The sequence below is a fragment of the Mycobacterium sp. DL592 genome (assembly GCF_011694515.1).
Classification (GTDB): domain Bacteria; phylum Actinomycetota; class Actinomycetes; order Mycobacteriales; family Mycobacteriaceae; genus Mycobacterium.
In genome coordinates this window covers 306,537-329,737 of sequence record NZ_CP050192.1, presented here as the reverse complement: position 1 = coordinate 329,737, position 23,201 = coordinate 306,537, and the positions used below count along the sequence as shown (strand labels likewise).

The window sequence follows — 23,201 nt, the reverse complement described above, 5'->3', positions numbered from 1 at the left end:
CGGCTACACGTTGGTGTTCAGTGCCCGGTTGATGATGTTGGTCAGCGCACCGACGATCGAGTCGCCGGTGACCACGCTGTAGAGGATGGCGCCGAACGCCGCCGCGGCAATCGTCCCGATGGCGTACTCGGTAGTGAGAGATTACACCCTGGTTGCCAAAATTCGAGCCTGCTAAATTGTCGACACTTGCCTGTCGACGAGATGAGGGGCGAATGTCCAGCTTCGATGATGCTGTCCGAAAGCAGACGCACAAGCTGCAGCAGGAAACCCGAGAGGAAGAGAATCGTCGGACCGAACAGGAAAACGCCGCGCGACATCTTTCTGCTGAATTGCGGCAGGCGCTCGTCGACATGGCGCGGTATCTCAGTGAGCAGGGAGCGCCGATGCACAGCGAGGTCGTTAAACTCGGCAGGTTCAAGAACCTCACTTGTGCGCCTGGGTTCGTGCTCAGCGCTCGACGCGCAGGAGAAGCCGTCGGCATCAGGGGCAGGATCGTCCAAATGCAGGTGCTTACTCCAGATGGCCGCCTCTACTACTATCATTACCCCGAGACGGAGTGGCGCAATCGTAATCCTCGCGTCGACTTCGAGGACTTTAGTGTAAGTCGCTTAGTGTCAGGGCAAATTCGTTTCGCCGGCCAGACCGTCACCGTGCGAGACGGGAAACTGGCCCTTAAGGAGTGCGATGGATACACACCGCTCTTCTACGACTTCTTGGCGTCTCTGTCCAAGCGGGTAATCGCGAACCCTGTTTGAGGCGTTTGGCTTTACCGTCCCCGGACGTGCCGACTTTGGCTATCCGCGTCCGTGACTTCGAGTGGACGCACGACGATAAGAGCGCATGGCGGTGACATAAAGAAGTGCTACGCATGGGCCGCTTAGCCAAGCTCGACAACACGACGATTCATACTGGCCAGTTTCTGGGTCTTGTAGAACACGAAGAAGGTCAACGCCAAGGCGAGGGGAACAAGCGCAGCCCCGGACAAGCTGCACGCCAAGGCCCAGGTCGGACTGGCGACGATGTCATGAAAGATCCACCAACTTGTTTTTCGGGCCCGGCTATTATCTAAGAATAACTGGGGAATAATGCTGAGAAGTGCGATTACTAGACTTAGAGGAATCAGCGCCAGCATCATGCGCCGCACTGCTTTTTGCGCCTTTGCTCGCTCAGACTTCCCTCTAACTATATCGGTGTCAATCAAAGGGTTTTCGCCATACGTGACGTTCGGTCGTCCATCCAAGAGCACGCGTATCTTCAGCGTGCTCCCAACAGCGATCTTGCTCGGCTTCAAAACTATGGTCTGGTAATTTTCCTCGCTGATTTGAAATGCTGCGGCAGTGTTCTGTAAACCCGGGATTTGAAGGCGGGCGACAATTTTCGCCCCCAAGTCGACACTGTACGGCACACCTCCGTCAAAATCTTTGCTGGCGATATCTTTATGCCCAGTATTTGTGACCGAAAATTCGAATATGTGAGGATCGTCGATTGCATCTTCGTTGAAGGTGATCCTGAGGTCGCCGGCAGCTTTTTCTGCGGTAGGCAGCCTAAGACTGCCCGACCGTCCGTTGACTTCTAGCTTCTTCCGGCGTCGGTTGTACAGAAAGTAATACACGCCAGCCGCACCAAAGCCGATGGCGATAATCCAGCCGACGCCGTACTTGAGGAATTCCACGGTCGGATCGTAGAGTAATCGGCCATTGTGAGCTACAAAAGGCCGATCATGTCGACCACGACCTCTTCGAGCCGCTTCCGGGGGTCACCCTTCAACTCGCCGCAGAAGTCGCCCCCGAAGAGCACAGACTTATCGAGGGGTTGAATCGCTGGCACTCTGATCCAGCAGTCCTCGGGAAGATTGCCGCTACCGCGCGGCGCTTCAACGCAATACTCCGTAACGTGGTTCGGGTCCGTAGACGTAGGACAGCCAACGACGTAATGCCACTCAGCACTCTGACAGACCTCGCGATTGCTCAACACCACGAAATAGCGCGCCTTGGTGCCGATAGGTCTGCCATCCGGATCGGGGTGCAGTCGCAGATCGCCATCACGAAGCTTGTACACACCTCGGTACTGGATCGAACTCAGCGGCACGGATCTGAATTATCCCAGGAGACCGGACGTTCCGGCTGCGCGCAGGTCGCTCCACGCCTCAATTTCGGACGACAATCCAGCGTCGCCGACAACCTCTCCGCGAGAATCACCGCGTTCATCGCGGCGCTTCCTCAAACGGTTCATCGACCGACGAAGCCTCGGCGTCTGGAGGTCCGAGAAGTACGCCTTGATCGCGTCGTCCGTGATCTCGGTGTGGTCCTCCCCAGGTACGTAAACGGCTTCCCAAGGGCTTTCTGGACGGTGTACGTCGTCCCACAATTCAGAGACAGACCAGTCGCCGTAGTCTGCCCACGCTTGTTCGAGAGCACAGAGGGCCGTCGGAGCGATGTTGCGAGCCAAGCGCACGCGATCTACCTGGATATTGGCAATCGGCTCAGAGCCGAAATCACTGAATGCGCGATAGACGGGCGGGCAAACTGGACCATGCTCCCAAGCTTCAAACCCCTCCCTGAACAAGGGTTTTCCGTGACGATCCAGGTAATCGCCGTGGGCGTAGTAGAGCAACTTGTTGATCTGGAAATTCGTCAGCGTCCGGCCTGCGTCGGCAGCGACGGCGATGAGCCATCTCGCGGCATCAACTGATCGGGGGCTCAACGGCGACTCACCCCCAGGTAGCCGAGGTCGTGCATGACATCAGTGTAACTCGTCGTCGCAGAAAACCCACCTTCGTGGCGGCAGATATCGCTTCGCCGTCCGCTCGCGCATCATGTTGGAGCCACGATCCCCTGCAGACCGCTTCCGTGCGCCCCACGAGGTAAGCCAGGTCGGCACCACCCTGGTAAGCGTCGTTACACACGCTCGGCCACTGCCCGGTCGGCTAGGAAGTCGATCCAGTGTCGTCGCCACTTGGCCACATTCACCTTCGGGTTGCATGGCACCAGATTGGCCACCACGTGGCCGGGGGTGTTCGGGTGGCTCAGCGGCACCGCATGATCGATGTGCCAGCCGTCCTGGAGTTGCTCCCCGGTGTAGACGCACCGAGTTGGATCGATGACGCGGCGTTCCCAGTCCGAAAGCAGTTCGGCCACGGTGATGTCGTCGGCAGGTATGCCGGCCTTGATGGCGCGGTTCTTCCCGCGCCGTAGCTTCTCCCGGATCACGTTGTTGCGGTAGTCGTCGGCCTTCCGCTGCCTCACCGCGTCGCTGTTCACCCGCCGATACTCACGGTTGTAGTCAGCTTCCTGTGCGGGATCGGCGTGGTAGACGCGGCGTCTCGCTGCGCGCATGCACTCTTTGCAGTGTGACTGTCGCCCGCTTCGGTTGCGACTGGACTTGTGGAAGTCGTCAGCCGACTTGTGTTGGCGGCACTTGCCGCACCAAATCGTTGTCAACGGTGATCTCCTTCGGTTGTAATGCGTTTGGACTTCAAAACCCGTACGTGATGGCTCGGCCGCATTAACGACCGGTCAGGAGGCGGGGGCGTAGGAGTACCCCCCTGGGTACCCGTGCCGAGCACGCGGCGGCAGGCCCGCCCACCCGGCAGGGCAGGGGGCAGCAGGGGGCGCAGCATAGGGCACGCCTGCCCCACAGGGGGCAGGCCACCCACCCACGCCCGCCCGGCAGAGCAGGGACACACCCGGCAGGGGCAGGGCAGCAAGCCAGGCCAGCGGGCAGGCACGCGCTACAGGCCGGGGCACGCCCCACCCGACGGGGACACCTCGCCGACTGGACCGCCCCTGCACCCAGTCATCTGCCGACGGAGATCTATCGCCACGAAGCAACCCGCTCTGTCGCACACGAGCGGTAGCGTCTCGCCGCGAGTGTGAGCTTTTAGATGGGAGACCAGGTGACGACACCTACCGAACTCGGCACCCAGGCGATAGGGGCAGCCGGTGAGCTGTTAGTTCAGTATCAATTGCTTAAGCGCGGGATCGACAGCGCCCGCCTGACTACTGACTCCGGTATCGACCTCGTGATGTACGTCCCCGGTAGCCAAGAAGCCGCAACCGTCCAAGTGAAAGCAAGGTTCGGGCCAGCGCCCGCAGGTGGAAAGGGCAAGCTCAGCGTCGCGTTTCCTTTCCCACACAAGTGCCCTGCTCAATGGCTGGCATGCGTTGACCTGTCTCGTGACCTGGTTTGGCTGCTACGTACCGATGAAGCGCGCCTCAAGGCGCAACAGCACCGAACCGATGGCAGCCGACTGCTGTACTGGTATGTCGATGAAACCGTGACCAGCGGCGCGTTGGTCGAGAGTCAGATGGCCGAGTACAGACTCGAATCGGTCGCCAACCAACTGCTCGCGAAGGGCGACGCAGAGTAGTCAGTTGACTGCCTCAACTGGCTATGCCCCAAGAACTGTCGGAACGGCCGCATATCGTGTCGAGTTCAAGTATCCGATAAACGGGGGTCCGATGAACGCCGACGTTGCCAACCACGAGCAGCTGCCCAAGCTTCCCCAAGCACCAACTGGCCGCTATCGCACAGTGCTATTGACGATCCTCGCTGTGGCAGCCGTCGCAGCCGTTGGATTGCTGGGCGTACTGACCTATTACACAGTGACTGATCACATCAAGGCCGATGAGGCGGCAGCCGAGGCGAAACGGACCGAGGTAGACAAGACTCAATTGGTCGCCCAAGTAACGAACGGCCTACAGGGCATCGTGGATAAGGGCGACGCAACCAAGGACTTCCACATCACAATTCAGGGTGACCTTGAGCTCTTCCAATTGGTCAAGGACGGTAGCGAGTACAAGGGTCTCGTTACAGCGAAGACGCAGAAGGGGACAGACGTACCCGTCGAGGTAACCGCCTACGCGGACGGCAGCGGAGCGATCTTCTACCAGATTGAACCGGGGTCACTCATTCGTCTGACTCAAACAGCAAGTGAAGAGAAGCGGGGTTGGAACTAAGGACTGGTCGTCCCTACTTTGGGCCGGGCGTATGAGTCCTGACTTCACCTGTCACAACATCGTTTGACTACTCCCGCGACACCCCACCGTCCCCGTTGATCGTTCCACTATCGCCGAGGCTGCTGAGTGCGGCGCGGAGCACTGCCGCACCGTTGAGCGGGATCGGGGTGCTGGGATCTCGTTGCCCTGCAATGGCGGCGCTTGCGACGCCGGCGGCGGTCTGCGGTGCGTTCCTGGCCTCTTCCTCCGCCTGGCGGTGAGCCTCACGCTCGGCCTCGATCGCTTGATTCCGACGGAGGTGCTCGATGGCTTGGTCGTACCACTGGGGTTGAGCTTCTGCGGGGAGTCCCGGAACTGGTGTGATGCGCCGGCTTTCGAGGCGGCGTCCCACGGCCTGGCCGAAGCTATCGGCGATTGCTTTGGGCTTCTCGCCCACCGTCGCTGCGAGTTGTCGGCTCAGCAGCTCGGCTGCGCTCGACTTGCGGTTGATGTTGTTCGTCATTCGTGTTCCTTAGGTAGTGCACGAGAACGGCCCCCAGCGCGATGCTGAGGGCCGCTCTAGGGGGTTGGTGGGTTAGCGGAAGACTGCGGAGTCCTGGCCCGCGAGTTGAAGCTCCAAGCGCGCCTTGATTTCGGCGCACTCGGCCAGGGTGTTGATGCCGAACTCGATACCGCGCCGGGCAGCGGTGAACGGGACGGGATCAATCGCTGCCAGCGTCGAGTTCGCCGGTTTCTGTTGGGCCTCTTCCAGTTTGATGAGATCCAGAAGAGTCTGGGGCCGAAGAATCCGGATCGCCGGATACCTCTCCCCGGCCAGGGAACCTGACAGCGATCCGGTGCCGGCAACCCATACGCTGATGCCATTGAGGTACTGAGCCTCGCGCTGGGCCACCTGGTAGCTGCTCACAGCCTCTGGGCCAGCCGACACTAGGGAGTCTGGACTGATGTCCTCAGGCAGCGCGGCGACGGCTTCGGCGTACGCCTCGGCGTGACAGACGAACTCGGGAGTCATCTGGTCGATGACATCGGGTACCGCTTGGCGACCCAGGCCGATAACGCTGCGGGCGGCGGTATCGACGGCGTAGGTCTTCGCTCTCTCGAGCACTGACAAGCCGCCGGCAGGAACCTCGGCGAGAGCCAGCTCCTCGGCGAGCTGGCGGATCTTGTCCTCGGCGTTGGCGGGTGTGATTGCGGTGATGTCGAACACGGGCTGGTAGCCAACCTCGGTGTAGCGCAACGCCTCGTACACCTCGATAGCCTTCGCCAGATCCTTGGGCAGCGTGACGCCCAAGCTGGTCCAGCGGGTTACGGTGTCGGCGATAGAACTCAGATCGAACATGGGGTGATGATTTCCTTCGTGGTTGATTGCGCCCTGCCGATCAGGGCGTGGTGACGCGGCCTGTGCGGGCCGCTGACGGGATTTCGTTGCACTCGTGGGTAGTTGGCTACCCCGGTGAGTAACTGCGGGCGAGATCGGTAGCGAGCTGCTCTAGATCCACAGGTGGTTCCGAGCGGGTCACGGCGACGCCGTGCGCTTCCAGCGCCAACGCCAGCTCCAGCGCGGCGCGCTGGCGACTGCGGTAACCAAGGTTCTTGGCCTTGCGGCATCGCTTGCACCAACCATCGGCGTCGCGATCATGCGCCGTGCGGATTTCGTGGCCGGCGGGGCATGTTGCGGGGTTCGTGGGTTCACCTCCTCTCAGGTGTCTGTTCGAACAGGGAACTGGGCAAAATGAAACCGCCCCAGCGCATGAGGCTGGGGCGGGCGGGGCAACTGGCCGACGTGCACAAGACAGACCCCGACCCTGCCCAGGGAAGAAGGCCGGGGTCTGACTCGGAGTGCAGCAATCAACCGGATGAAGGCGGTCGTGCGCCTACACCCCATCAGTAATATTTCGGAACAGAGGTCCTGATTGCGGTTGCGGGGGCACCGCTCGGCTGCGATTGGCGACGATGTTGGTTGGCTGGAGGCATCGCGCACAGACGATCGGTTGGATCAGGCGCAGTATCGATGGCTGGTACTTGCCCGCCACCTCTTCCGAGCGCACGTCCTTCGCCGCGACCCCTTGCCGTGGCGGCTCGTACCCGTCCGCCTGGTATTAGATATCGCGAGCTTCTCGCTTGTGCCTTCTCATCTCGGCCATCCGCTTGCGCGCACCGTCGTTGTGCTTCTCATTGCGGATGCCTCGGCAACCGTCGCAATACTTCGGCCAGCGACCCACTCTGGTCTGTCCGCTGCGGTGGTAGATGCCGCCGATGAATCGGCAAGCGGTCACGAGATCGCCGCAGTCGACGCACTCGCCTCGGTAGATCCTCGCGTTCCACATCTGCGTGACCCACCCATGCGTTGCAGCCGAAGGCCACCAGCTGACTACGCCAGGGTTCTCCATACGCCACCGATCGACCCTGTTAGGAACTGCGACGTGCTCAGCGGCCGCACCGCTGAGCGGGCGGACGAACTCAACGCCCGATGCGGTCGTCTCGACCTTGCCGATCTTGGCAGCATCGCGCTCACGCTGCAGCCGCTTGGCTGCCAGATAGCGCTGCCATTGGGAGGTCATTGATTGATTTTTCCTTCCCCTCGGATAATCATCGATGTGCGAGCACTTTTCGGCTCGCACATAATGGGTTGGCTAGGGAGCCTGCGAGAGTAAGGGAGCAGGCAACCTGTATCGCAGCCGGAATCGGCTGCTGATCGCCAGCCCTTCTCGGGGCCGGCTCTTTCTTCCGGCAATTGCACGCCGGCCCCGAAGGCCGGCGATAAGAAACTGGGACACGGGGGGTGATTAATGGAGGGGGGTCCCACTGTCCCAGGGACCTCGGCTCAGTCTTCGGGCCGCTGCCACCTACCCCCTGCGAAAATTCCTCCAGCGCTCCGCCTGGCACGGCTGAACGCTTTGTAGGCCGCTTCCCCGGTAGCCCATTCGCCGGGGTACCTGTCGACCAACGCGCGGCCAACACCGCGTGCTGATTCGATAGCGCGGAGGCCCGCATCGTCGGCAACCCTGTCGAACAATTCGTTCCGGCGTTGGTGGGCTTCCTCGCTGCGCTGGCGGGTGTCGTCCTTCTCGTTGAGCAGTGACCACTGCGCTGACGAGCGTCCCCAGTCTGCTTTCAAGAGCAGGTCTCTGTTGCCGTGATCGTTCGACCTGATCGCGACCGCACGAGTATTCGGTTCTGTCACATCATGGATGTGCAGGTTCAGCCGTTCCCACGCTTGGTACACCGTCGAGCCCATTGCTCCGGTCGGGGTGTACCGACCGGATTGCGCCTCGAAGTTCTTCGCCGAGTGAGCGATCATCAACACAGTCGTGCCGTTCTCCGCGATCTCGGCCAACGGGGTGCAGATCTCCCTGGCCGCGTCATCGTCGCCGATCTTTCGGCTGCCCAAACAACCCGTCAGGTTGTCGAGCACCAACAGCCGCGCCCCGCGTGCCTGACCCTCGTAGATACGCCAGTCGAGCGGATTGAACTTCGCGATCCCCACACGCCCATCGGGCACACCGTGTTCTCGCATCCGCAGCCCCCAGCGTCGCGTCTCCCCGGCATCGGTGGAGATGATCATCACCGGGCCGGCTCCCACGATTTCGGAGCCGCAGAACTCCTCCTCTTCCATCGCGATTGCCGCCGCCATCGCCGCGACCAGCCGTGTCTTGCCCACGGTCGGCTTACCTGAAACCGTGTTGGTAGCCGAGTGCAACATGCCGTCAATGAGAAAGTCTGGCTCGTTCTCCGCGAGGTCAGCCCAGTACTCAAAGGCCTTGAACGGCCCCGTCCAAACTGTCGTCATTCGGCAGCCGCCACCCCGGCACCCAGCCACGGCACCGACAACTCGGTGCCGGCCAGCACACCGTTTCGCACAGCCGGCGGGACGTACACCGACATCTCGACTCGTCCGAACATCCACCCGTCGTCTTCGAATGTCTCGCGTGCGGCCAGGACGAGGCCGTACTCCCTGATAAATCGGCGGACGGGCTCGAACATCGAGTCTGATTCCCTTGCAAGCGGACTCCGCAGCACTTCTACCCGTTCGCTGTCGCCGATGGCGATCAGAAAGCACGGATGGACAACACCAAGGCCGTATTTGCTCATTTTCTCTCCTAGTACTCATGGCAGCGTCTCCCGCCATAGTGGAATTAGGTTGTGGGGGTGCCTTCTGCCTCCCGGCGATGGCCCCCACCGTCCGAGCTGGCTAGTTGGTGAACTCACCTTCGGAGCCCCGATGCTCCGCACTCTTGATCGCAGTCCCGATGAACCAATCCAGAACCGTCTGAACCTGGTTCGTGGCGTCGGTCGCCGTGTCGTTGATTGATCTACGAGCAGCGAAGTCCTCGGTGTCCGGTCGGATGCTGACCACGTATCGCTCTCCGTCGTGGGTCGTAAGGGTGGCGAGTGCGGCGTTGTTAACGAGCGGGAGTACCTCCCAGCCGGCTGCTTTCGCGGCCGACACCAGAACATCGGCTACCGCGATGCCGTCGAATCCGGTCTGAATTGCAGTCATATTTCTCTCCTCTAATCGATGGGTCGTCATCTCTGACTGACGCCACCATGCCTGAATCAACATGTTCTGTCAATATTCAACATGTTTATTCAGGTAAGGTGATGTCCGTGGCTGAGAGATTCGTGTTCCAAGAGCTAGACGACGGGTGGACCGCCGAGCTGGCCTGGCGAGAAGGCCAGTACCAGGGTGGCCCCGCCTCGATATGGATCCGCCCGACCGACGATGACGCGCCGCCCCTGGCCGGACTGTCGAGCACTGTCCTTCGGAAACTGGACTTTCAGCAGGCAAAAGTTGACCTACTCGCTGGCGTTGCTGCCCGTCCGCACAGCTGGGCGAAGCGGAAGCCCGTTGACGAAGATGACCTCGATTTCCTGCGGCTGCTCCTCGCCAAGGGCGTCACAGAGGACTACCTGGCTCTGCTGTCAGAGCACTACGTGCGACGGGTACAGGACGGTAAGCCCAAGCCCGTCGAACGGCTGGCTAATGAACTCGGCCGTCCGCTGCAGACCGTCCGTGGTCACTTGTGGAAGGCGCGGAAAGCGGGCCTACTCGAAGGCTCCGCGGGTCGCAAAGGCGGGATCCTTACAGCCGATGCCATGTCGGTCCTACAGCGGTTGACGCGCGACAAACGGCTTCCACCGGAGACACGAGTGATGACTCGTGCCGACCCGCCGGCCGGAATGGAAGAAGGCGGCTCTAGCGACAGATGAAGAACTTGATACCTACCCGGTTCACACCGTCAAACGCAAGGGCGGGCACGAGGCGCATTAGCCCGTTCTCCTGGAGCGAAGCATGAGCGGCACACCCCGCAAGAAAGGCCATCGAGTCAGCTTGTCGCTCAGCGACATCGAAGACCTGAGGAAGAAAGGCTACAACCAAAGCGAGATCGCCGACATGAGCGGTGTGACGAAGCAAGCAGTTTCGTGGCACAAAGTTACTTACGGAGGATTTTTGACACCGCGTCAGGTCGTTAACAAGGCGTGGCCCTGGAAGACGACAGACCTCCACGGCAGATCGAAGCCGTACCAGTATCTGCGTAACCACGGTGAGTTCATGGCCACTGGGGGCAAGGGCATGAGCCAAGAAAAGTTGAAGCGTCTCGAGTCGTGGTGGAAGAAGCTCCGCGACGAGAACGTCGTACTCGAGTTCGATCCGAACATCCCGCCAGTGCCGGGGGTCGCGCCGTACGGAGGCTTCGCCTACCGAACGCGTCGGGCATCCGATGGCGATCTTCTGATCCGAGTCAACGAGCACACGAATCTGACGGACGAAGGTCGCCGGATGTGGCGGTTCCCGCACCATAACGAACGTTGGTGATAACGCTGTTCACTCCTCGGCCCTAACGGCTCACAATCCTCCGGCGTTCTGTCGGATTCTGTGGTTATGCTGACCGTCACCTGTGAGTGGCACAGGTCGTTCGAACGGGGGTCTCATGACGCAGCCGCCACCAGGCTGGTATCCAGATCCATCCGGCACGCCAGGGCAACGCTATTGGGACGGCAGGAATTGGGGAGCGGCCGCTCCCACCGCGCCTGTCGCCTCCCCTAGCAAGCGCAAGGTGTGGCCCTGGGTAGTTATCGGACTGGTCATCCTCTTATTCGGCGGATGCGTCTCGATGTGCGATTCGATCAGCAGCAGCGACAGAGCCTCATCCTCGTCATCTAAGAGTGCCAGCCCAACAAGGGCCGTAGGCACAGCCCCCACGACGCCAGAACCGCCTCCGCCTCCGGCGGATAACTTCACTCCCGGGCAGAGAAACGCTATCGCCAAGGCTAAGAGTTACCTGGATTACTCCGCGTTCTCCAAGAAGGGGCTTATCGAGCAGCTGGAGTACAGCCAATTCAGCACGGCGGATGCCACTTTCGCGGTCCAACATCTGGAGTCCACTGGCGCTGTGGACTGGAATGAGCAGGCAGTCAAGAAGGCGAAGAGCTACCTGGACTACTCGTCGTTCTCTCTTCAGGGCCTAGTCGAGCAACTGGAGTACAGCGGGTTCACCCCCAGCCAGGCTCAATACGGTGCGACTACGGCCTACGGGGGCTGAACCCATGCAAGTGCCACTCCTACGGGATTCACCAACGACAAAACCCCCGCGCTGGGCGGGGGCTTGCCGGAGAGGTGTTCAGGCTAGAACGTCCCAGTAGCGTCTGTCAGTTCACCCGGGTCTCGCCATCGGCAAGGTCGGCCATGCTGACCGCGACCCGTCGTCCATCGGTCGTGACGAAGACAGCTCCTCCGTTCCCCAGCTCCATGCCGACGACGCCGTTCTGCGCCATCGACTCGAAGGTCTTTTGCATCATGGCTGCAGCGCCTTGGGGTTTCATCTGACGGGTGAGTGCATCTAGATCCGCGAAGTCGACGTTGAGGTATGGGCCGTGCCCCTCAGGCGAGTAGGAGAATCCGAGTCTGAAGCCCATCGAGCGCAGCCAGATGTTCCTGGCGGTTACGTCCTGGCGCTCCCACCAATCGTCGAACTTCTCGCCGGTGGGCTGCCACGTCCAGCCCGACGGCTTTGCCTTCTCAGTTGAGAGTTCAGCCTGCCGGGCGGCGAGTGCGTCGATTCGCTCGTCCAGCTTGGCGCGTTGAGGCGTGCCGGCCTTATAGGGTCCAGCGCCGAGAAGGCCAGTCAGATCGGCCAACGTGACGTTGATCTCGCCAAGCTCTGCCGAGTGATCGGACCCTGAGTCCCAGACCCGCTCCAACCGTTCAGACTCGCTCAGGATCCCCAACAACAGGGTCTCCACCTGTTCGTCGGCGTATTCAAGGGGTATCGACTTGTTGCCGCACGGGTTCTTGTATTGGGCCGAGGCACAGCGATACCGAGGCTTGCGGCCAGGGCCTCCCTTGAGCTTGTAGGCCGCTCGGCCGCACACACCGCAGTAGATCACCTGAAGCAGGAGGCCACTGCTGCGTTTGGTCGGCTCCTTGCGGTTCTCCCTAGCCGCCAGCTCCACGCTGAGCCGTTCGAACACCTCACGGGTCAGGATCGGCTCAGCCCGCACGACGGCGGAGCCGTCTTCGTTACGGAGGATTGTCTCCGGTCCGAATATCTTGCGTCCCTTTGAATCCCGCTGGATGCGCCCCTGGGCGTCGGTCAGCGGTTCCCTTGCCACGACCTGCCCAAGAAGCGTCGGCGACGTGAGTGACCGTTTGAGACCAGCAGAATGCCACTCGTACCCCTTCACCGGCCGGCCCTGCGACTGTGCGAAGCGATCCTTCGGGGTCAGAATCTTCCGAGCCGTGAGGTCATGAGCGACGGATCGAAGCGGCTCATTGTCTAGGACACGTTCAACGACTTCTTGGATCACGTTGACCTGTTCGGAGTCTTGGACGTAGCGCCAGCCTTCATCCGTCTGTTCGGGAAGGTAGCCCCACGGCGGGATTCCGCCGCGATACCGCCCAGCCCTCATGTTGTAACGGGCAGCAGAAGCGTTCCGCTCGCTGATGGCGGCAAGCTCCATCTCAGCGACCTTCGCGACCAACAGTGCGACGATGTCGCCGAATGGCGCTGTGAGATCAAGAAACTGCTCAGTCGCGCTTACGACTGAGACGGAATGCTCTTGGCACCAACGGATTATGTCCGCCAGGTCCAACAGCCGGCGGACTATCCGGTCCATCCGATAGAACACCAGAACGTCGAACTCTCCAAGTCGATTGTTCAGCCAGTCGCCCAGTTGGGGACGGTCGAATGGGGCGGTAGCAGCCGTCACATCGAGGTCTTCGGCGATGCCGACTACCTCATAACCGCGCTGGTCACACAGCTCGCGGCAGGAGTGTAACTGCCGCTCAGGGGAGGTTGTAGCGTCGGTGACGCGCGACAAACGGACAACGATCAGGGCTCGCACTGCGGGATCCTCTCACACGGTGTAAACCGAGTCTATTGAGTATTCGACGGTCGACATTCCTGCCTCGTCGACCGCCATCTCCGTCAGCCGCAGCCGGATCTCCCGAAAAAGTCTGGTAGCCAATTGTTTTCCTTTCACTCATAGTATTCCCGTCGAGAACACGTCACCGGCCAAGCCGGCCACCACGGGCACGATGCCCAGGCAGATGAATGCCGGCAGGAAGCACAATCCCAGCGGGCCGGCGATCAGCACTGAGGCCCGTTCGGCAGTCGCAGCAGCGGCGTGGGTGGCGTCCTGCCGCGACTGTTCGGCCAGTTCCGCAACCCCTTGGGCCAGCGCACTTCCCGACGCCGCCGACCGGCGGGCGAGTCGGGCCAGCGAGTCACACACACCATCAGAGCTGCCCTGCGGCAGCGACCACGCCACATCGGCCCCTGCGCCGAGGGCGAGCAGGTCGGCGGCACGTCGCAGGACCGCGCCGAGTTCGGCAGGCGCCGACGGTGCGGTCGCCACGGCAGCGGCAGGGACCGACATACCCGCCGCGAGGCACACCGCCAGTACATCCAGCGCGGAGGCGGCCGCGAGCGGATCGCGGCCCCGATCGGCGGGCCGCACGCGTCGCCGGCGTTCGACGAGGATTCCGGACCGGTACCGGACCAGTGCCGGGCCTGCTCCGGTCAAGAGCGATGCCGCGAGAAGCAGTGCCGCGGTGATCATGTCAGCGTCCGTTCGGTGATGCGATCCGCCCACAACAGGCCGAGGCAGATCAACACGACACCGGCCACCAGGAGAAGGCCGCCGATCCCGCGACCGGCCAGGAAGGCGATGGGCTTCGCCCCGATCAGCTGACCCAGCAGCACACCGAGAACCGGTAGCCCGGCGAGGATGACGGCGGTGGCGCGGGCCCCGGCCAGTCCCGCCTCGACCCGTGCGGTGAACCGCTGCCGCTCGACGATGTCGCGTTGGGCCGCCCGCATCAGCGCTGACATCGCCAACCCGTGCTCAGCGGCGAGCTGCCAGCACACCGCGAGCCGACTCCACTGCTCGGCGACCGCAGACTTCGCCGCCACCGCACGCATCCCGCCCGCGACGTCAGCGCCGAGGCCGGCCCGGGCCGCGACGGCACGCAGCGAACCACCGACCGGACCGTCGCTCTCCGACGCTGCGACAGCGAAGGCCCGCACCGGATGTGCCCCGACCCGCAGTTCGCCGACGAGAATCTCCAGGGCTGCGGCCAGCGCCTGCCCGTCGGTGTTGCGTTGCCGTGCCCGAAGCGACCGCCGGCGACGTGCGATCACGGTTGCCGCCAGGATGGCGGTTGCGAGCACCACCGCAGGCGGCAGTAGCAGCACCGCAGCGCCGATGAGGACGGCCAACACCGGAAGCTTGACGGAGAGTCGCGTCTTCGGCAGACCGATCCGCCTGCGCGGAGGTGCGGGCGCCGCCACCAGGGCCGCCGCCAACAACATGGCCGCGGCGGCGCTCACCGCACCCCGCGATCAGCGATGACCTTGTTCAATTCGTCTGCACCACAACCGAATCCATGATCGATGTGCCACGCCGAGCATGCGCTGACCCGGCCGTCCTCGCCGCGCTGCAGTACCGCGATCTCGCTGAGCCGGCGGGTTCCGTCACGGCCACGGCTGACATGCATGACCACCTGAACCGCCGCGGCGAGCTGGCTGTGCAGCGCGGCACGGTCGAGGCCGCCGAGGGCAGCCAGCGCCTCGAGCCGGGCGGGCACCTCGGCGGGGCTGTTGGCATGGACTGTTCCCGCCCCGCCGTCATGGCCGGTGTTGAGGGCGGCGAGCAGGTCGACGACCTCGGCCCCGCGCACCTCGCCGACGACGATGCGGTCCGGCCGCATTCGCAGGGCCTGGCGTACGAGTTGGCGCAGGGTGATCTCACCGACTCCCTCGACGTTGGCGCCGCGGGCCACCAGTCGCACCAGGTGGGGGTGGCGTGGCGCAAGTTCGGGTGCGTCCTCCACACAGACGATCCGTTCGTCACCGCTGACCGCACCCAGCGCGGCCGCTAAGAGTGTTGTCTTTCCAGCGCCGGTACCGCCGGACACCAGGAATGCCAGCCGCGCGCTGATGATGCCGGCGAGCAGCCGGCCGGCGTGCTCGTCGATCGCGCCCGATGCCGCGAGCGCCGCAAGGTCCTGCGTGGCCGGGCGAAGCACGCGCAGCGACAGGCATGTGCCGGCCACCGCCACCGGCGGCAGGACGGCGTGCAGGCGCACCGTGTACTGGCCGGTGCCCAGCCCGGTCAGCTGACCGTCCACCCAGGGCTGGGCGTCGTCGAGACGACGGCCGGCGGCGACGGCGAGACGCTGAGCCAGCCGGCGGACAGCGGCTTCGTCGGCGAAATGCACTGCGCTGCGGCGTAATCCGGCTCCGTCGTCCACCCACACCGCATCAGGGGCGGTGACCAGGACGTCGGTGGTCCCAGGCGCCCGCAGCAACGGTTCCAGGACACCGGCACCGCTCAGTTCGGTCTGCAGCACCCGCAGATTGGTCAGGACCTCGGTGTCGCCGAGCACACCACCGGATTCGGCCCGGATCGCGGCAGCGACCGTCGCCGGACGCAAAGTGGCCGACTCGGCAGCCAGTCGCTCGCGAACCCGTTCGATCAGCGAGGCGCTCATGCCGCCTGCACCCCGGGGCCGCGGCGCAGCGCCTCGAGCACGTGCCGGGCGGCGGCGGCCAGCGGTGAACGCCGACCCAGGCGCAGGCCGCCGCTCTCGAGGCGCTCGGCCAGCATCGGCTCGGGACGCATCGCAGCCAGCAGCGGTAGCCGGGTGACCTCGGCGACCTCGGCGGCCCGCAAACCACCGGGGGACGGGCCCCGGACGACCAGGCCGACATTCGGATTTGCGGCGCGCAGTAACGCTGCCCGCGCCGACGTCGCGGCGACACCGCGCACATCGCAGGTGGTGACCGCGAGCACGAGGTCGGCGCACTCCAGAGCCGACGTGGCCGCCGGGGTCGTGCGGCGCGGAACGTCGCAGACCACCGTCACGCCGCCGCGCCGGCCGGCGTCGAGAACGGCGTCTACCGGTCCGGCGTCCATCTCATGGCCCGAGCGGGTCCCGGACAACACGGTGACGCCCCGCTGGGTAGGCAGTGCGTCACGCACCGCCGCCCAACTCAACCGGCCGCCCTGCAGGCTCAGATCGGGCCAGCGCAGCCCAGCCGCTGATTCAGCCCCCAGCAGGAGGTCTATACCGCCACTCCACGGATCGAGGTCGACGAGCAGCGCTTCGGCGGCGACGAGGGCGACGGTGGCGGCGAAGACTGAAGCACCAGCCCCGCCGCGACCGCCGGTCACCGCGATCAACCGGCCGCGTGCGGGGTTCTCCTGCTCGGCCTCGGCGGCTTCGGAGAGGTGGCGCACCAGCTGGTCCTCCTGCGCGGGCAGCGCACACAGGTGCTGAGCCCCCACACCCATCGCCGCCGTCCAGGTGGCGGGCAGCGGGTCGCCGGCGACAACCAGGATGATCGAGCGGCGCCGCGGCAGCCCGGCGCGCTCGCAGCGGCGCGCGGCGTCTTCGTCCAGAACAACGGCCGCGGGGGCCAGCCAGGTCTTACGAGTGACCGGCGCCGACAGGTGCACGGCCCGCAGGCCCGCCGCGGCTGCGGCCCTGGCGCAGAGCTCGCGCATCTCGATGTCGTCGAGCAGGGTCAGCACCACATCGGAGTTGGAGGTCACCGGACCACCATGTCGGCTCGGCGATCACCGCGACAGCCTCAGAAAGCCGATCTGTGGATCAATCCGGGAGTGGGGATGACGGGGCAGGGCCGTCCAAGGTGAAGCCGATCACTAGAGCGCCGGGGATGTACGGGTGGCGCCAGATCTGGATGTGGATGCGGCGCACCACGTCGTGGTCGAGATCCCGTACCACCCAGATGCGGGCCGACGGATCGAACGGAATGACTTGCTGCTCCCAGCGCCTGCGGAAGTCCGGATTCTCGAGATTGCGCCGCAGTGTGTAGGCCAGCATCGGATCGCGGCTGTCCTGCGCCATCCGCAGCCGGCCCGCCGAGACCCACCAGTCGGCGACTTCGTCCCAGTTGTCGATGATCTGCCGGGCCAGCGGGTTGTTGAAGTGCCAGTTCGCGATGTCCTGGTGGCGTTCGGACTCCTTGAAGATGCGGCGCCACTCCGCATTCCAGTAGCAGCTGCCTTCGGGCGAGATCCAGGCCGCGGGCTCTGCTAGCCGCTCGACGTACTCGCCCAACGGCTGGCTGCCGAAACCGGCCGGCGGTGGCGGCTGCAGCCCCGCGAGCAGGAACAGGTATCGAATCTCCCAGGGCGACAATGTGCACGCCGTCGAAATGGCTTCCAGCGCGGCGGCTGTCGGAGTGGCGCGCTGACCGTTCTCGAGCCGGTACAGCCACGTCAGGCTATGGCTGATCGCGTCGGCGAGCTCCGCGCCGGACAACCCTGCCCGCAGTCGCGCCGCTCTGACGAACTCCCCGAGAGTGTTTGCGTCCATCCCCAGTCCCCCAAAACATACGATTCGTCCAAATTGGATCGACGCCAACCCTAGACAGGGCCGCTGACACCCAGAAAGCTGGCAGCCCAGAGATCACCGAGCCTGGGAGTTCCGCCTAGAAGACGCGCACCTGAATGTGGTGGGAAGCGGCCGGCGCAATGCCGTGGCAACGTTTCGAGAGTTAGCCAGAACGCTTCGGAAACTACCCCCACAAAAGGGACGACCCCCGCCAGGGGGGGAGGAGGCGGAGGTCGTCGTGTATCAGCCCCGGGGGGTCGGGCTGATGCACACCCGGCATAAGCCGAGTAATGCTCACTATACACACGACGATGCGGAGTCGCGCAAGTAGTCAGGGCCCGAAAAAACCAATGTTTTTGCTGTGAAAATGCAGTTCGCGACACGTGTCCTGATCTGCCATTTTCCGGCCCCACTCCGATATCGCGATATCGGAGCACGGCGCACCTATCCTGGGTGTGTGACCTATGCTCCGGGGGCCGCGAACCAACTAACACCCGCGCAACGCGGCCCCGGCCCGGCCATCACACCACGCACCGCGGCTTTCTTCGATCTCGACAAGACCGTGATTGCCAAGTCAAGCACGCTCGCTTTCAGCAAACCCTTCTTCAACCAAGGACTGCTCAATCGCCGCGCCGTCCTCACGTCCAGCTACGCCCAGTTCCTGTTCCTGATGTCGGGCGCCGACCACGACCAGATGGACCGGATGCGCTCCTACGTGACCAGCATGTGTGCCGGCTGGGACGTCGAGCAGGTGACGGCGATAGTCAACGAGACGCTGCACGACATTGTCGACCCACTGGTATTCGCCGAGGCGGCCGAACTCATCGCCGACCACCGGCACTGCGGGCGCGACGTCGTGATCGTGTCGGCCTCAGGTGAGGAAATCGTCGCCCCGATCGCCCGCGCCCTCGGAGCCACCCACGCGATGGCCACCCGGATGGTGGTCGAGGACGGCAAGTACACCGGCGAGGTGGCGTTCTACTGCTACGGCGACGCCAAGGCCGCCGCGATCCGCGAGCTGGCCGCCCTGGAGGGCTATCCCCTGGAGCACTGCTACGCCTACTCCGACTCGTTCACCGACCTGCCCATGCTCGGCGCGGTGGGCCACCCGCATGTAGTCAACCCCGATCGTGCGTTACGCAAGGAGGCCGTGGCCCGGGACTGGCCGGTGCTGACGTTCTCGCGGCCGGTGCCGCTGCGGGACCGGATTTCGGCGCCGTCGGGTGCGGCCGTCGCCACGTCGGCGGCTCTGGGGATCAGCGCACTGGCCGCCGGCGCACTGACGTATTCGGTGTTACGGCGCTTGACGTTCTAGCGTCCAAACCGTTGCCGTCGAAGACCTTGATGTGACGGTCGTCACGGAGTACAAAGGAAGCACGGACGCATGGAGAGGCCAAGGTAGCGCCGGAAGAGAAGGCACTATCTCCCGAACCAAGCGGCCCAGCACGGTACCCGGCACCCACGCGGAGCATGCCGCGATATGGCAGAAGTGTTGCGGGCCTGCGCAATTGCGAAAAGCGGACGGACACGACGATCCTTTGGGTGGGATCGCTTCCCGTGACGCAGCGCAAAAGCGCCGAGGTCAACCCACGCAGCCGACACCGCACGCCTGGTAACCGGGTAACCGTGCTAGCGGGCGGCGAACCGAACTCTTCTCGGATCGTCGCCCGCTTTCGTGCGTCCGGGCCTACTTCGAGGCGGCCTCGGCGATCGACAACGCTTCTCGCGCACCGTCTTCCAGCGCTGCGCAGCTCATCAGCAGCCAACCGGCCACCCCCTCGTGGGTGCCGGAACTGAACGCGTCCGCGGCCGAACGGTATTCCTCGGCGCGGCGCATCCAGTACACCTCGGGCACCCCGAGACCGTGCGGGTCGAGCCCGGTGGCGATGGTGACCAGTCGCGACACCGCGCGGGCGATGACACCGTCGGCACTGCCGAACGGCGCCAGCGCCAACAGCTCACCGTGCACCACGGCTGCGAGCACCGGCGCCGGTGCGCCACTCGCCCCGGTGACCAGTCGCGTGACGAGGTCGAGGCGAGCGTTGACCTCGGGGTCCTGTCGCGGCCTGCCGAGGCTGTCGGGGTCGGTCAGGTCGGCCGCGGCCAGCGCATGCAGGCGGGCCAGCGCCTGCAACGGTGCGCGCTGCCAGACGCCGACCAGTGCAGTGGTGCCGCCCTCCAATGCCTGACCCACCCGCAACGCACCGGCCAGCACTGGGTCGTTGGGCTCGACACCCGAGGCGTCCAACTGCACTGCGCCACCGTCGAGGGCCGACGAGGAACGTGCGCCACGGATCGCCGACTCGGCTGCGGTTACCGGCCAGTTCCGCAGGTTCGTGCGATGCCGATGAGCCTTGGCCAGCGCCTCGCGGGCGGCCTCGGCGGCGTCGGCCACCCCTGGCAGGTCGAGCAGTGGGGCGAGCAGGTCGGTCACGTTTCGTCACGCTATCGGCGTCGCGGGCGGGGTCGTGCGCTGGGTCGTGGTTCGACCGTTCGCCGCGCGACACGGACCGCCCGCCGACGAATGTGACTCCCCAACGCCGATGCAACTGTGAGTGACTACGCTCACAACCATGACCGAGGCGCACACCGAAGTTCCGTCGTACTACCCGCCCGCTGAGGAGTTCTCCGACAAGGCCAATGCAACAGCCGATCTCTACGACGAGGCCGAAGCCGACCGGCTCGCGTTCTGGGCCAAGCAGGCCGACCGGTTGTCGTGGGATACGCCGTTCACTGAGGTACTCGACTGGTCCGACGCGCCCTTCGCGAAGTGGTTCGTCGGCGGCAAGCTCAACGTGGCCTACAACTGCGTCGACCGGCACGTCGAGGCGGGCAACGGCGACCGGGTCGCCATCCACTGGGAGGGCGAGCCGGTGGGTGACGCCCGGACCATCACCTACACCGAGCTCAAGGACGAGGTGTGCAGGGCGGCCAACACGCTGTCGGAGCTGGGCCTGGTGACCGGCGACCGGGTCGCCATCTACATGCCGATGGTGCCCGAGGCGATCGTGGCCATGCTGGCGTGTGCCCGCCTCGGCCTGATGCACAGCGTCGTCTTCGCCGGGTTCTCCGCGTCCGCGTTGCGGGCCAGGATCGAGGATGCCGAAGCCAAGCTGGTGATCACCACCGACGGCCAGTACCGCCGCGGCGCTGCGGTGTCGCTCAAGGACGCCGTCGACGAGGCGGTCAAGGACCAGCCCTCGGTCGAGCACGTTCTTGTGGTGCAGCGCACCGGAATTGACGTGAAGTGGACGCCAGGTCGCGATCTGTGGTGGCACGACACGGTGGCCAAGGCCTCCCCGGAGCACACCCCGGAGGCCTTCGACGCCGAACAGCCGCTGTTTCTGCTCTACACCTCCGGCACCACCGGCAAGCCCAAGGGCATCATGCACACCTCCGGCGGTTACCTGACACAGGCGTCCTACACCCACTACAACGTCTTCGACATCAAGCCGGACAGCGATGTCTATTGGTGCACAGCCGATATCGGCTGGGTCACCGGCCACACCTACATCGTGTACGGCCCGCTGTCCAACGGTGCCACCCAGGTGGTCTACGAGGGCACACCGGCCTCCCCCGACGAGCACCGGCATTTCCAGGTGATCGAAAAGTACGGTGTGACAATCTATTACACCGCCCCGACTCTGATCCGGACCTTCATGAAGTGGGGCCGCGAGCTGGCGTTCCAGCACGATCTGTCCAGCCTGCGTCTGCTCGGCTCGGTCGGTGAGCCCATCAACCCCGAAGCCTGGCGGTGGTACCGGCTGGTCTTCGGCGCCGACGCCACACCGATCGTCGACACCTGGTGGCAGACCGAGACCGGTGCGGCGATGATCTCGCCGCTGCCCGGCGTGACCAACTGCAAGCCCGGTTCGGCGATGCGTCCGCTGCCGGGCATCTCGGCCAAGATCGTCGACGATGACGGCAACGACCTGGCGCCGTCGGCCGATCACGGTGAGCACGTCACCGGATATCTGGTGCTGGACAAGCCGTGGCCGTCGATGCTGCGCGGCATCTGGAAGGACCCGGAGCGGTTCAAGGAGACGTATTGGTCGCGGTTCGCCGAGCGGGGCTGGTACTTCGCCGGTGACGGTGCGCGTTTCGGCAGCGACGGCGAGGTGTGGGTGCTGGGCCGCATCGACGACGTGATGAACGTGTCAGGACACCGTATTTCGACCGCCGAAGTCGAGTCGGCTCTGGTCGGTCACTCCGGTGTCGCGGAGGCCGCCGTCGTCGGCGCCAGCGACGACACCACCGGTCAGGCCATCTGCGCGTTCGTCATCCTCAAGGCGCACCACGCCGACACCCCGACCGAGCAGATGGTCGACGAGTTGCGTGCCGAGGTGGCCCGGGAGATCTCGCCGATCGCCAAGCCGCGCGAAATCCATGTCGTGCCAGAGCTTCCCAAGACCCGCAGCGGCAAGATCATGCGGCGGCTGCTGCGTGACGTCGCCGAGGGCCGCGAGCTCGGCGATACCTCGACGCTGGTCGACCCGACGGTGTTCGAGGCGATCCGGGCCAGCAAGGCCAACTAGTCAGGCGGCCGCTGCCGGTGCCACGTTCGGCGTGGGGACGAAGCCGGCACCGGGGCGGTCCTTGGCGGCGACGTCGCCGAGGATCGAATTGATCGACATGGTGACCGCGGGGGTGTGCAACGGGATGAACTTGATGACGCATGTCGGCAGCGCATCGCTGAACGCACCGTGGATCATGCCGACCAGCTTGTTGTTGACCGTCACCGGGGCGCCGGAGTCACCGGGCTGACCGCACACCTGGTTGAGAATGGTGCCGGGGTCCTGGCCCGGTCCCCAGGTGACGCCGCAGGAGTAGCCGGTGGTGCGGCCGAGCTTGCAGGCCACCTGCCCGAATTCGGGGTCGGGTCCGATGCCGTCGATCAGGAAGCCGTTGTAATTGGCCACCGGGGTGACCTTGGCGGGGTCGAACCGGATCACCGCGTAGTCGAGGCCGTCATTGCCGGCCACCATGGTGCCGATCACCCCGCTGCCCTGGTTGGCCTCGGAGGTCACTTGCGCGCCGGGTCCGCCGCAGTGCGCGGAGGTGAAGCCGATGAGCGCGCCGCTCTTGTCGTTTCCAATCGAGGTCAAGGTGCAGTACGTCTCGCCGTTGATGACGATGCCCGCGCCGCCACCCATCGGGACTTTGTCGTCGGCGCCGGCCGTGGACACGGGGCTGGCGAACAGTGCGCCGACGGCCAGGACCGCGGCCCCCGCCATCGCCCGCTTGCGTGCGGTCGTCACTGTAGGCAAACCTCCATCCACACCCACCCTGACTAGCGAGTCTACCTGCATCACTCCAGTAACTTGCGTAACAGCTCAGTGGGTACCCCGCGGCGGACCAGGCATGGCAACATGAACCGC

The 23,201-nt window shown here is 64.3% G+C and carries 26 protein-coding genes and 2 pseudogenes; 9 read left to right on the top strand and 19 right to left on the bottom strand.

The features are described from left to right. Positions 1–3: 3 nt before the first annotated feature. A pseudogene (locus tag HBE64_RS01560) lies at positions 4–135 on the bottom strand (DUF4244 domain-containing protein); the annotation flags it as partial. Positions 136–212: 77 nt separating this feature from the next. Here HBE64_RS01560 and HBE64_RS01555 point away from each other — a divergent pair. Continuing rightward, entirely contained in the window at positions 213–755 is a 543-nt protein-coding gene (locus tag HBE64_RS01555) for a hypothetical protein (RefSeq protein WP_167096562.1), read from the top strand. A gap of 122 nt (positions 756–877) precedes the next feature. Here the strand turns inward: HBE64_RS01555 and HBE64_RS01550 are convergent, their stop codons facing one another. The 4 genes from HBE64_RS01550 to HBE64_RS01535 form a co-directional block, all read right to left on the bottom strand. Next, a complete protein-coding gene (locus HBE64_RS01550) occupies positions 878–1,672 on the bottom strand; it encodes a hypothetical protein (RefSeq protein ID WP_167097136.1) in 795 nt (264 codons plus the stop codon). Between the two features lie 32 nt (positions 1,673–1,704). Next, a complete protein-coding gene (locus HBE64_RS01545; RefSeq protein ID WP_167097134.1) occupies positions 1,705–2,088 on the bottom strand; it encodes a type II toxin-antitoxin system PemK/MazF family toxin in 384 nt (127 codons plus the stop codon). 9 nt (positions 2,089–2,097) lie between these two features. Beyond that, positions 2,098–2,703 (bottom strand): Panacea domain-containing protein, encoded by a 606-nt coding sequence (locus HBE64_RS01540; RefSeq protein WP_167097132.1) that lies wholly within the window; start codon positions 2,701–2,703, stop codon positions 2,098–2,100. Positions 2,704–2,897: 194 nt separating this feature from the next. Beyond that, a complete protein-coding gene (locus HBE64_RS01535) occupies positions 2,898–3,335 on the bottom strand; it encodes an HNH endonuclease (protein WP_167097130.1) in 438 nt (145 codons plus the stop codon). A gap of 560 nt (positions 3,336–3,895) precedes the next feature. On the opposite strand from HBE64_RS01535, the gene HBE64_RS01530 reads away from it, so the two are divergent. Both HBE64_RS01530 and HBE64_RS01525 read left to right on the top strand, forming a co-directional pair. Further along, positions 3,896–4,369 (top strand): hypothetical protein, encoded by a 474-nt coding sequence (locus tag HBE64_RS01530; RefSeq protein WP_167097128.1) that lies wholly within the window; start codon positions 3,896–3,898, stop codon positions 4,367–4,369. Between the two features lie 91 nt (positions 4,370–4,460). Beyond that, positions 4,461–4,958, top strand: coding sequence for a hypothetical protein (locus HBE64_RS01525; RefSeq protein WP_167097126.1), 498 nt, complete (start codon positions 4,461–4,463; stop codon positions 4,956–4,958). A gap of 67 nt (positions 4,959–5,025) precedes the next feature. Here HBE64_RS01525 and HBE64_RS01520 read toward each other — a convergent pair whose 3' ends face one another. The 6 genes from HBE64_RS01520 to HBE64_RS01495 form a co-directional block, all read right to left on the bottom strand. Next, entirely contained in the window at positions 5,026–5,460 is a 435-nt protein-coding gene (locus HBE64_RS01520) for a hypothetical protein (protein WP_167097124.1), read from the bottom strand. 72 nt (positions 5,461–5,532) lie between these two features. Continuing rightward, positions 5,533–6,297 (bottom strand): hypothetical protein, encoded by a 765-nt coding sequence (locus HBE64_RS01515; RefSeq protein WP_167097122.1) that lies wholly within the window; start codon positions 6,295–6,297, stop codon positions 5,533–5,535. Between the two features lie 760 nt (positions 6,298–7,057). Then, positions 7,058–7,519, bottom strand: a complete 462-nt coding sequence (locus HBE64_RS01510; protein ID WP_167097121.1) for a hypothetical protein — start codon at positions 7,517–7,519, stop codon at positions 7,058–7,060. Between the two features lie 263 nt (positions 7,520–7,782). Further along, the gene (locus HBE64_RS01505) at positions 7,783–8,748 is read right to left on the bottom strand and encodes an AAA family ATPase (protein WP_167097118.1); all 966 of its coding nucleotides are present in this window, start codon (positions 8,746–8,748) and stop codon (positions 7,783–7,785) included. Then, positions 8,745–8,942, bottom strand: coding sequence for a hypothetical protein (locus HBE64_RS24565; RefSeq protein ID WP_243841462.1), 198 nt, complete (start codon positions 8,940–8,942; stop codon positions 8,745–8,747). The genes HBE64_RS01505 and HBE64_RS24565 overlap by 4 nt, the downstream gene beginning before the upstream one ends. Positions 8,943–9,150: 208 nt before the next feature. Beyond that, the gene (locus HBE64_RS01495; protein ID WP_167097114.1) at positions 9,151–9,459 is read right to left on the bottom strand and encodes a hypothetical protein; all 309 of its coding nucleotides are present in this window, start codon (positions 9,457–9,459) and stop codon (positions 9,151–9,153) included. Between the two features lie 107 nt (positions 9,460–9,566). On the opposite strand from HBE64_RS01495, the gene HBE64_RS01490 reads away from it, so the two are divergent. The 4 genes and pseudogenes from HBE64_RS01490 to HBE64_RS24555 all read left to right on the top strand — a co-directional run bounded on the left by HBE64_RS01490 (position 9,567) and on the right by HBE64_RS24555 (position 11,503). Next, positions 9,567–10,169: a hypothetical protein gene (locus tag HBE64_RS01490; RefSeq protein ID WP_167097112.1), complete on the top strand. Its 603-nt coding sequence runs from the start codon at positions 9,567–9,569 to the stop codon at positions 10,167–10,169. Between the two features lie 82 nt (positions 10,170–10,251). After that, positions 10,252–10,776 (top strand): Repressor-like immunity protein, encoded by a 525-nt coding sequence (locus HBE64_RS01485; RefSeq protein WP_167097110.1) that lies wholly within the window; start codon positions 10,252–10,254, stop codon positions 10,774–10,776. 115 nt (positions 10,777–10,891) lie between these two features. Next, positions 10,892–11,278: pseudogene (locus HBE64_RS24940) on the top strand (DUF2510 domain-containing protein); the annotation flags it as partial. Positions 11,279–11,353: 75 nt separating this feature from the next. After that, entirely contained in the window at positions 11,354–11,503 is a 150-nt protein-coding gene (locus HBE64_RS24555) for an Ltp family lipoprotein (RefSeq protein ID WP_243841596.1), read from the top strand. A 106-nt stretch (positions 11,504–11,609) separates the two neighbouring features. Here HBE64_RS24555 and HBE64_RS01475 read toward each other — a convergent pair whose 3' ends face one another. From HBE64_RS01475 to HBE64_RS01450, 6 genes are all read right to left on the bottom strand, one after another. Further along, on the bottom strand, positions 11,610–13,304 hold the full coding sequence (locus HBE64_RS01475) for a recombinase family protein (RefSeq protein ID WP_167097106.1): 1,695 nt from the start codon (positions 13,302–13,304) through the stop codon (positions 11,610–11,612). A gap of 138 nt (positions 13,305–13,442) precedes the next feature. Then, positions 13,443–14,021, bottom strand: coding sequence for a type II secretion system F family protein (locus HBE64_RS01470; RefSeq protein WP_208300545.1), 579 nt, complete (start codon positions 14,019–14,021; stop codon positions 13,443–13,445). Beyond that, positions 14,018–14,773: a type II secretion system F family protein gene (locus HBE64_RS01465; RefSeq protein ID WP_167108479.1), complete on the bottom strand. Its 756-nt coding sequence runs from the start codon at positions 14,771–14,773 to the stop codon at positions 14,018–14,020. The genes HBE64_RS01470 and HBE64_RS01465 overlap by 4 nt, the downstream gene beginning before the upstream one ends. Positions 14,774–14,787: 14 nt before the next feature. Then, complete coding sequence (locus HBE64_RS01460) at positions 14,788–15,954, bottom strand: TadA family conjugal transfer-associated ATPase (RefSeq protein WP_167097104.1); 1,167 nt, start codon at positions 15,952–15,954, stop codon at positions 14,788–14,790. Beyond that, positions 15,951–16,970 carry a septum site-determining protein Ssd gene (ssd, locus tag HBE64_RS01455; RefSeq protein ID WP_208300633.1) on the bottom strand — a complete coding sequence of 340 codons (1,020 nt, stop codon included), beginning with the start codon at positions 16,968–16,970 and terminating at the stop codon, positions 15,951–15,953. The genes HBE64_RS01460 and ssd overlap by 4 nt, the downstream gene beginning before the upstream one ends. A gap of 106 nt (positions 16,971–17,076) precedes the next feature. Next, a complete protein-coding gene (locus HBE64_RS01450; RefSeq protein ID WP_167097102.1) occupies positions 17,077–17,805 on the bottom strand; it encodes a helix-turn-helix domain-containing protein in 729 nt (242 codons plus the stop codon). 475 nt (positions 17,806–18,280) lie between these two features. Here HBE64_RS01450 and HBE64_RS01445 point away from each other — a divergent pair, with 475 nt between their 5' ends. Further along, positions 18,281–19,138, top strand: a complete 858-nt coding sequence (locus HBE64_RS01445) for an HAD-IB family hydrolase (protein ID WP_371744064.1) — start codon at positions 18,281–18,283, stop codon at positions 19,136–19,138. 372 nt (positions 19,139–19,510) lie between these two features. Here the strand turns inward: HBE64_RS01445 and HBE64_RS01440 are convergent, their stop codons facing one another. Next, positions 19,511–20,257, bottom strand: a complete 747-nt coding sequence (locus tag HBE64_RS01440) for an oxidoreductase (RefSeq protein WP_167097100.1) — start codon at positions 20,255–20,257, stop codon at positions 19,511–19,513. A gap of 139 nt (positions 20,258–20,396) precedes the next feature. On the opposite strand from HBE64_RS01440, the gene acs reads away from it, so the two are divergent. Beyond that, positions 20,397–22,358 carry an acetate--CoA ligase gene (gene acs, locus HBE64_RS01435; RefSeq protein WP_167097097.1) on the top strand — a complete coding sequence of 654 codons (1,962 nt, stop codon included), beginning with the start codon at positions 20,397–20,399 and terminating at the stop codon, positions 22,356–22,358. Here the strand turns inward: acs and HBE64_RS01430 are convergent, their stop codons facing one another. Beyond that, complete coding sequence (locus tag HBE64_RS01430) at positions 22,359–23,057, bottom strand: S1 family peptidase (RefSeq protein WP_371744157.1); 699 nt, start codon at positions 23,055–23,057, stop codon at positions 22,359–22,361. Positions 23,058–23,201 lie beyond the last annotated feature (144 nt).

What these genes read in the sequence shown, in the direction of transcription:
- HBE64_RS01510 (WP_167097121.1), bottom strand. Translation starts at nt 7,519, where the DNA reads ATGACCTCCCAATGGCAGCGCTATCTGGCAGCCAAGCGGCTGCAGCGT.
- HBE64_RS01485 (WP_167097110.1), top strand. Translation starts at nt 10,252, where the DNA reads ATGAGCGGCACACCCCGCAAGAAAGGCCATCGAGTCAGCTTGTCGCTC.
- HBE64_RS01505 (WP_167097118.1), bottom strand. Translation starts at nt 8,748, where the DNA reads ATGACGACAGTTTGGACGGGGCCGTTCAAGGCCTTTGAGTACTGGGCT.
- HBE64_RS01495 (WP_167097114.1), bottom strand. Translation starts at nt 9,459, where the DNA reads ATGACTGCAATTCAGACCGGATTCGACGGCATCGCGGTAGCCGATGTT.
- HBE64_RS01430 (WP_371744157.1), bottom strand. Translation starts at nt 23,057, where the DNA reads ATGGCGGGGGCCGCGGTCCTGGCCGTCGGCGCACTGTTCGCCAGCCCC.
- HBE64_RS01520 (WP_167097124.1), bottom strand. Translation starts at nt 5,460, where the DNA reads ATGACGAACAACATCAACCGCAAGTCGAGCGCAGCCGAGCTGCTGAGC.
- HBE64_RS01470 (WP_208300545.1), bottom strand. Translation starts at nt 14,021, where the DNA reads ATGATCACCGCGGCACTGCTTCTCGCGGCATCGCTCTTGACCGGAGCA.
- HBE64_RS01555 (WP_167096562.1), top strand. Translation starts at nt 213, where the DNA reads ATGTCCAGCTTCGATGATGCTGTCCGAAAGCAGACGCACAAGCTGCAG.
- HBE64_RS01515 (WP_167097122.1), bottom strand. Translation starts at nt 6,297, where the DNA reads ATGTTCGATCTGAGTTCTATCGCCGACACCGTAACCCGCTGGACCAGC.
- HBE64_RS01450 (WP_167097102.1), bottom strand. Translation starts at nt 17,805, where the DNA reads ATGGACGCAAACACTCTCGGGGAGTTCGTCAGAGCGGCGCGACTGCGG.
- HBE64_RS01460 (WP_167097104.1), bottom strand. Translation starts at nt 15,954, where the DNA reads ATGAGCGCCTCGCTGATCGAACGGGTTCGCGAGCGACTGGCTGCCGAG.
- HBE64_RS01535 (WP_167097130.1), bottom strand. Translation starts at nt 3,335, where the DNA reads ATGCGCGCAGCGAGACGCCGCGTCTACCACGCCGATCCCGCACAGGAA.
- HBE64_RS01525 (WP_167097126.1), top strand. Translation starts at nt 4,461, where the DNA reads ATGAACGCCGACGTTGCCAACCACGAGCAGCTGCCCAAGCTTCCCCAA.
- HBE64_RS01465 (WP_167108479.1), bottom strand. Translation starts at nt 14,773, where the DNA reads ATGTTGTTGGCGGCGGCCCTGGTGGCGGCGCCCGCACCTCCGCGCAGG.
- HBE64_RS24565 (WP_243841462.1), bottom strand. Translation starts at nt 8,942, where the DNA reads ATGTTCGAGCCCGTCCGCCGATTTATCAGGGAGTACGGCCTCGTCCTG.
- ssd (WP_208300633.1), bottom strand. Translation starts at nt 16,970, where the DNA reads ATGCGCGAGCTCTGCGCCAGGGCCGCAGCCGCGGCGGGCCTGCGGGCC.
- acs (WP_167097097.1), top strand. Translation starts at nt 20,397, where the DNA reads ATGACCGAGGCGCACACCGAAGTTCCGTCGTACTACCCGCCCGCTGAG.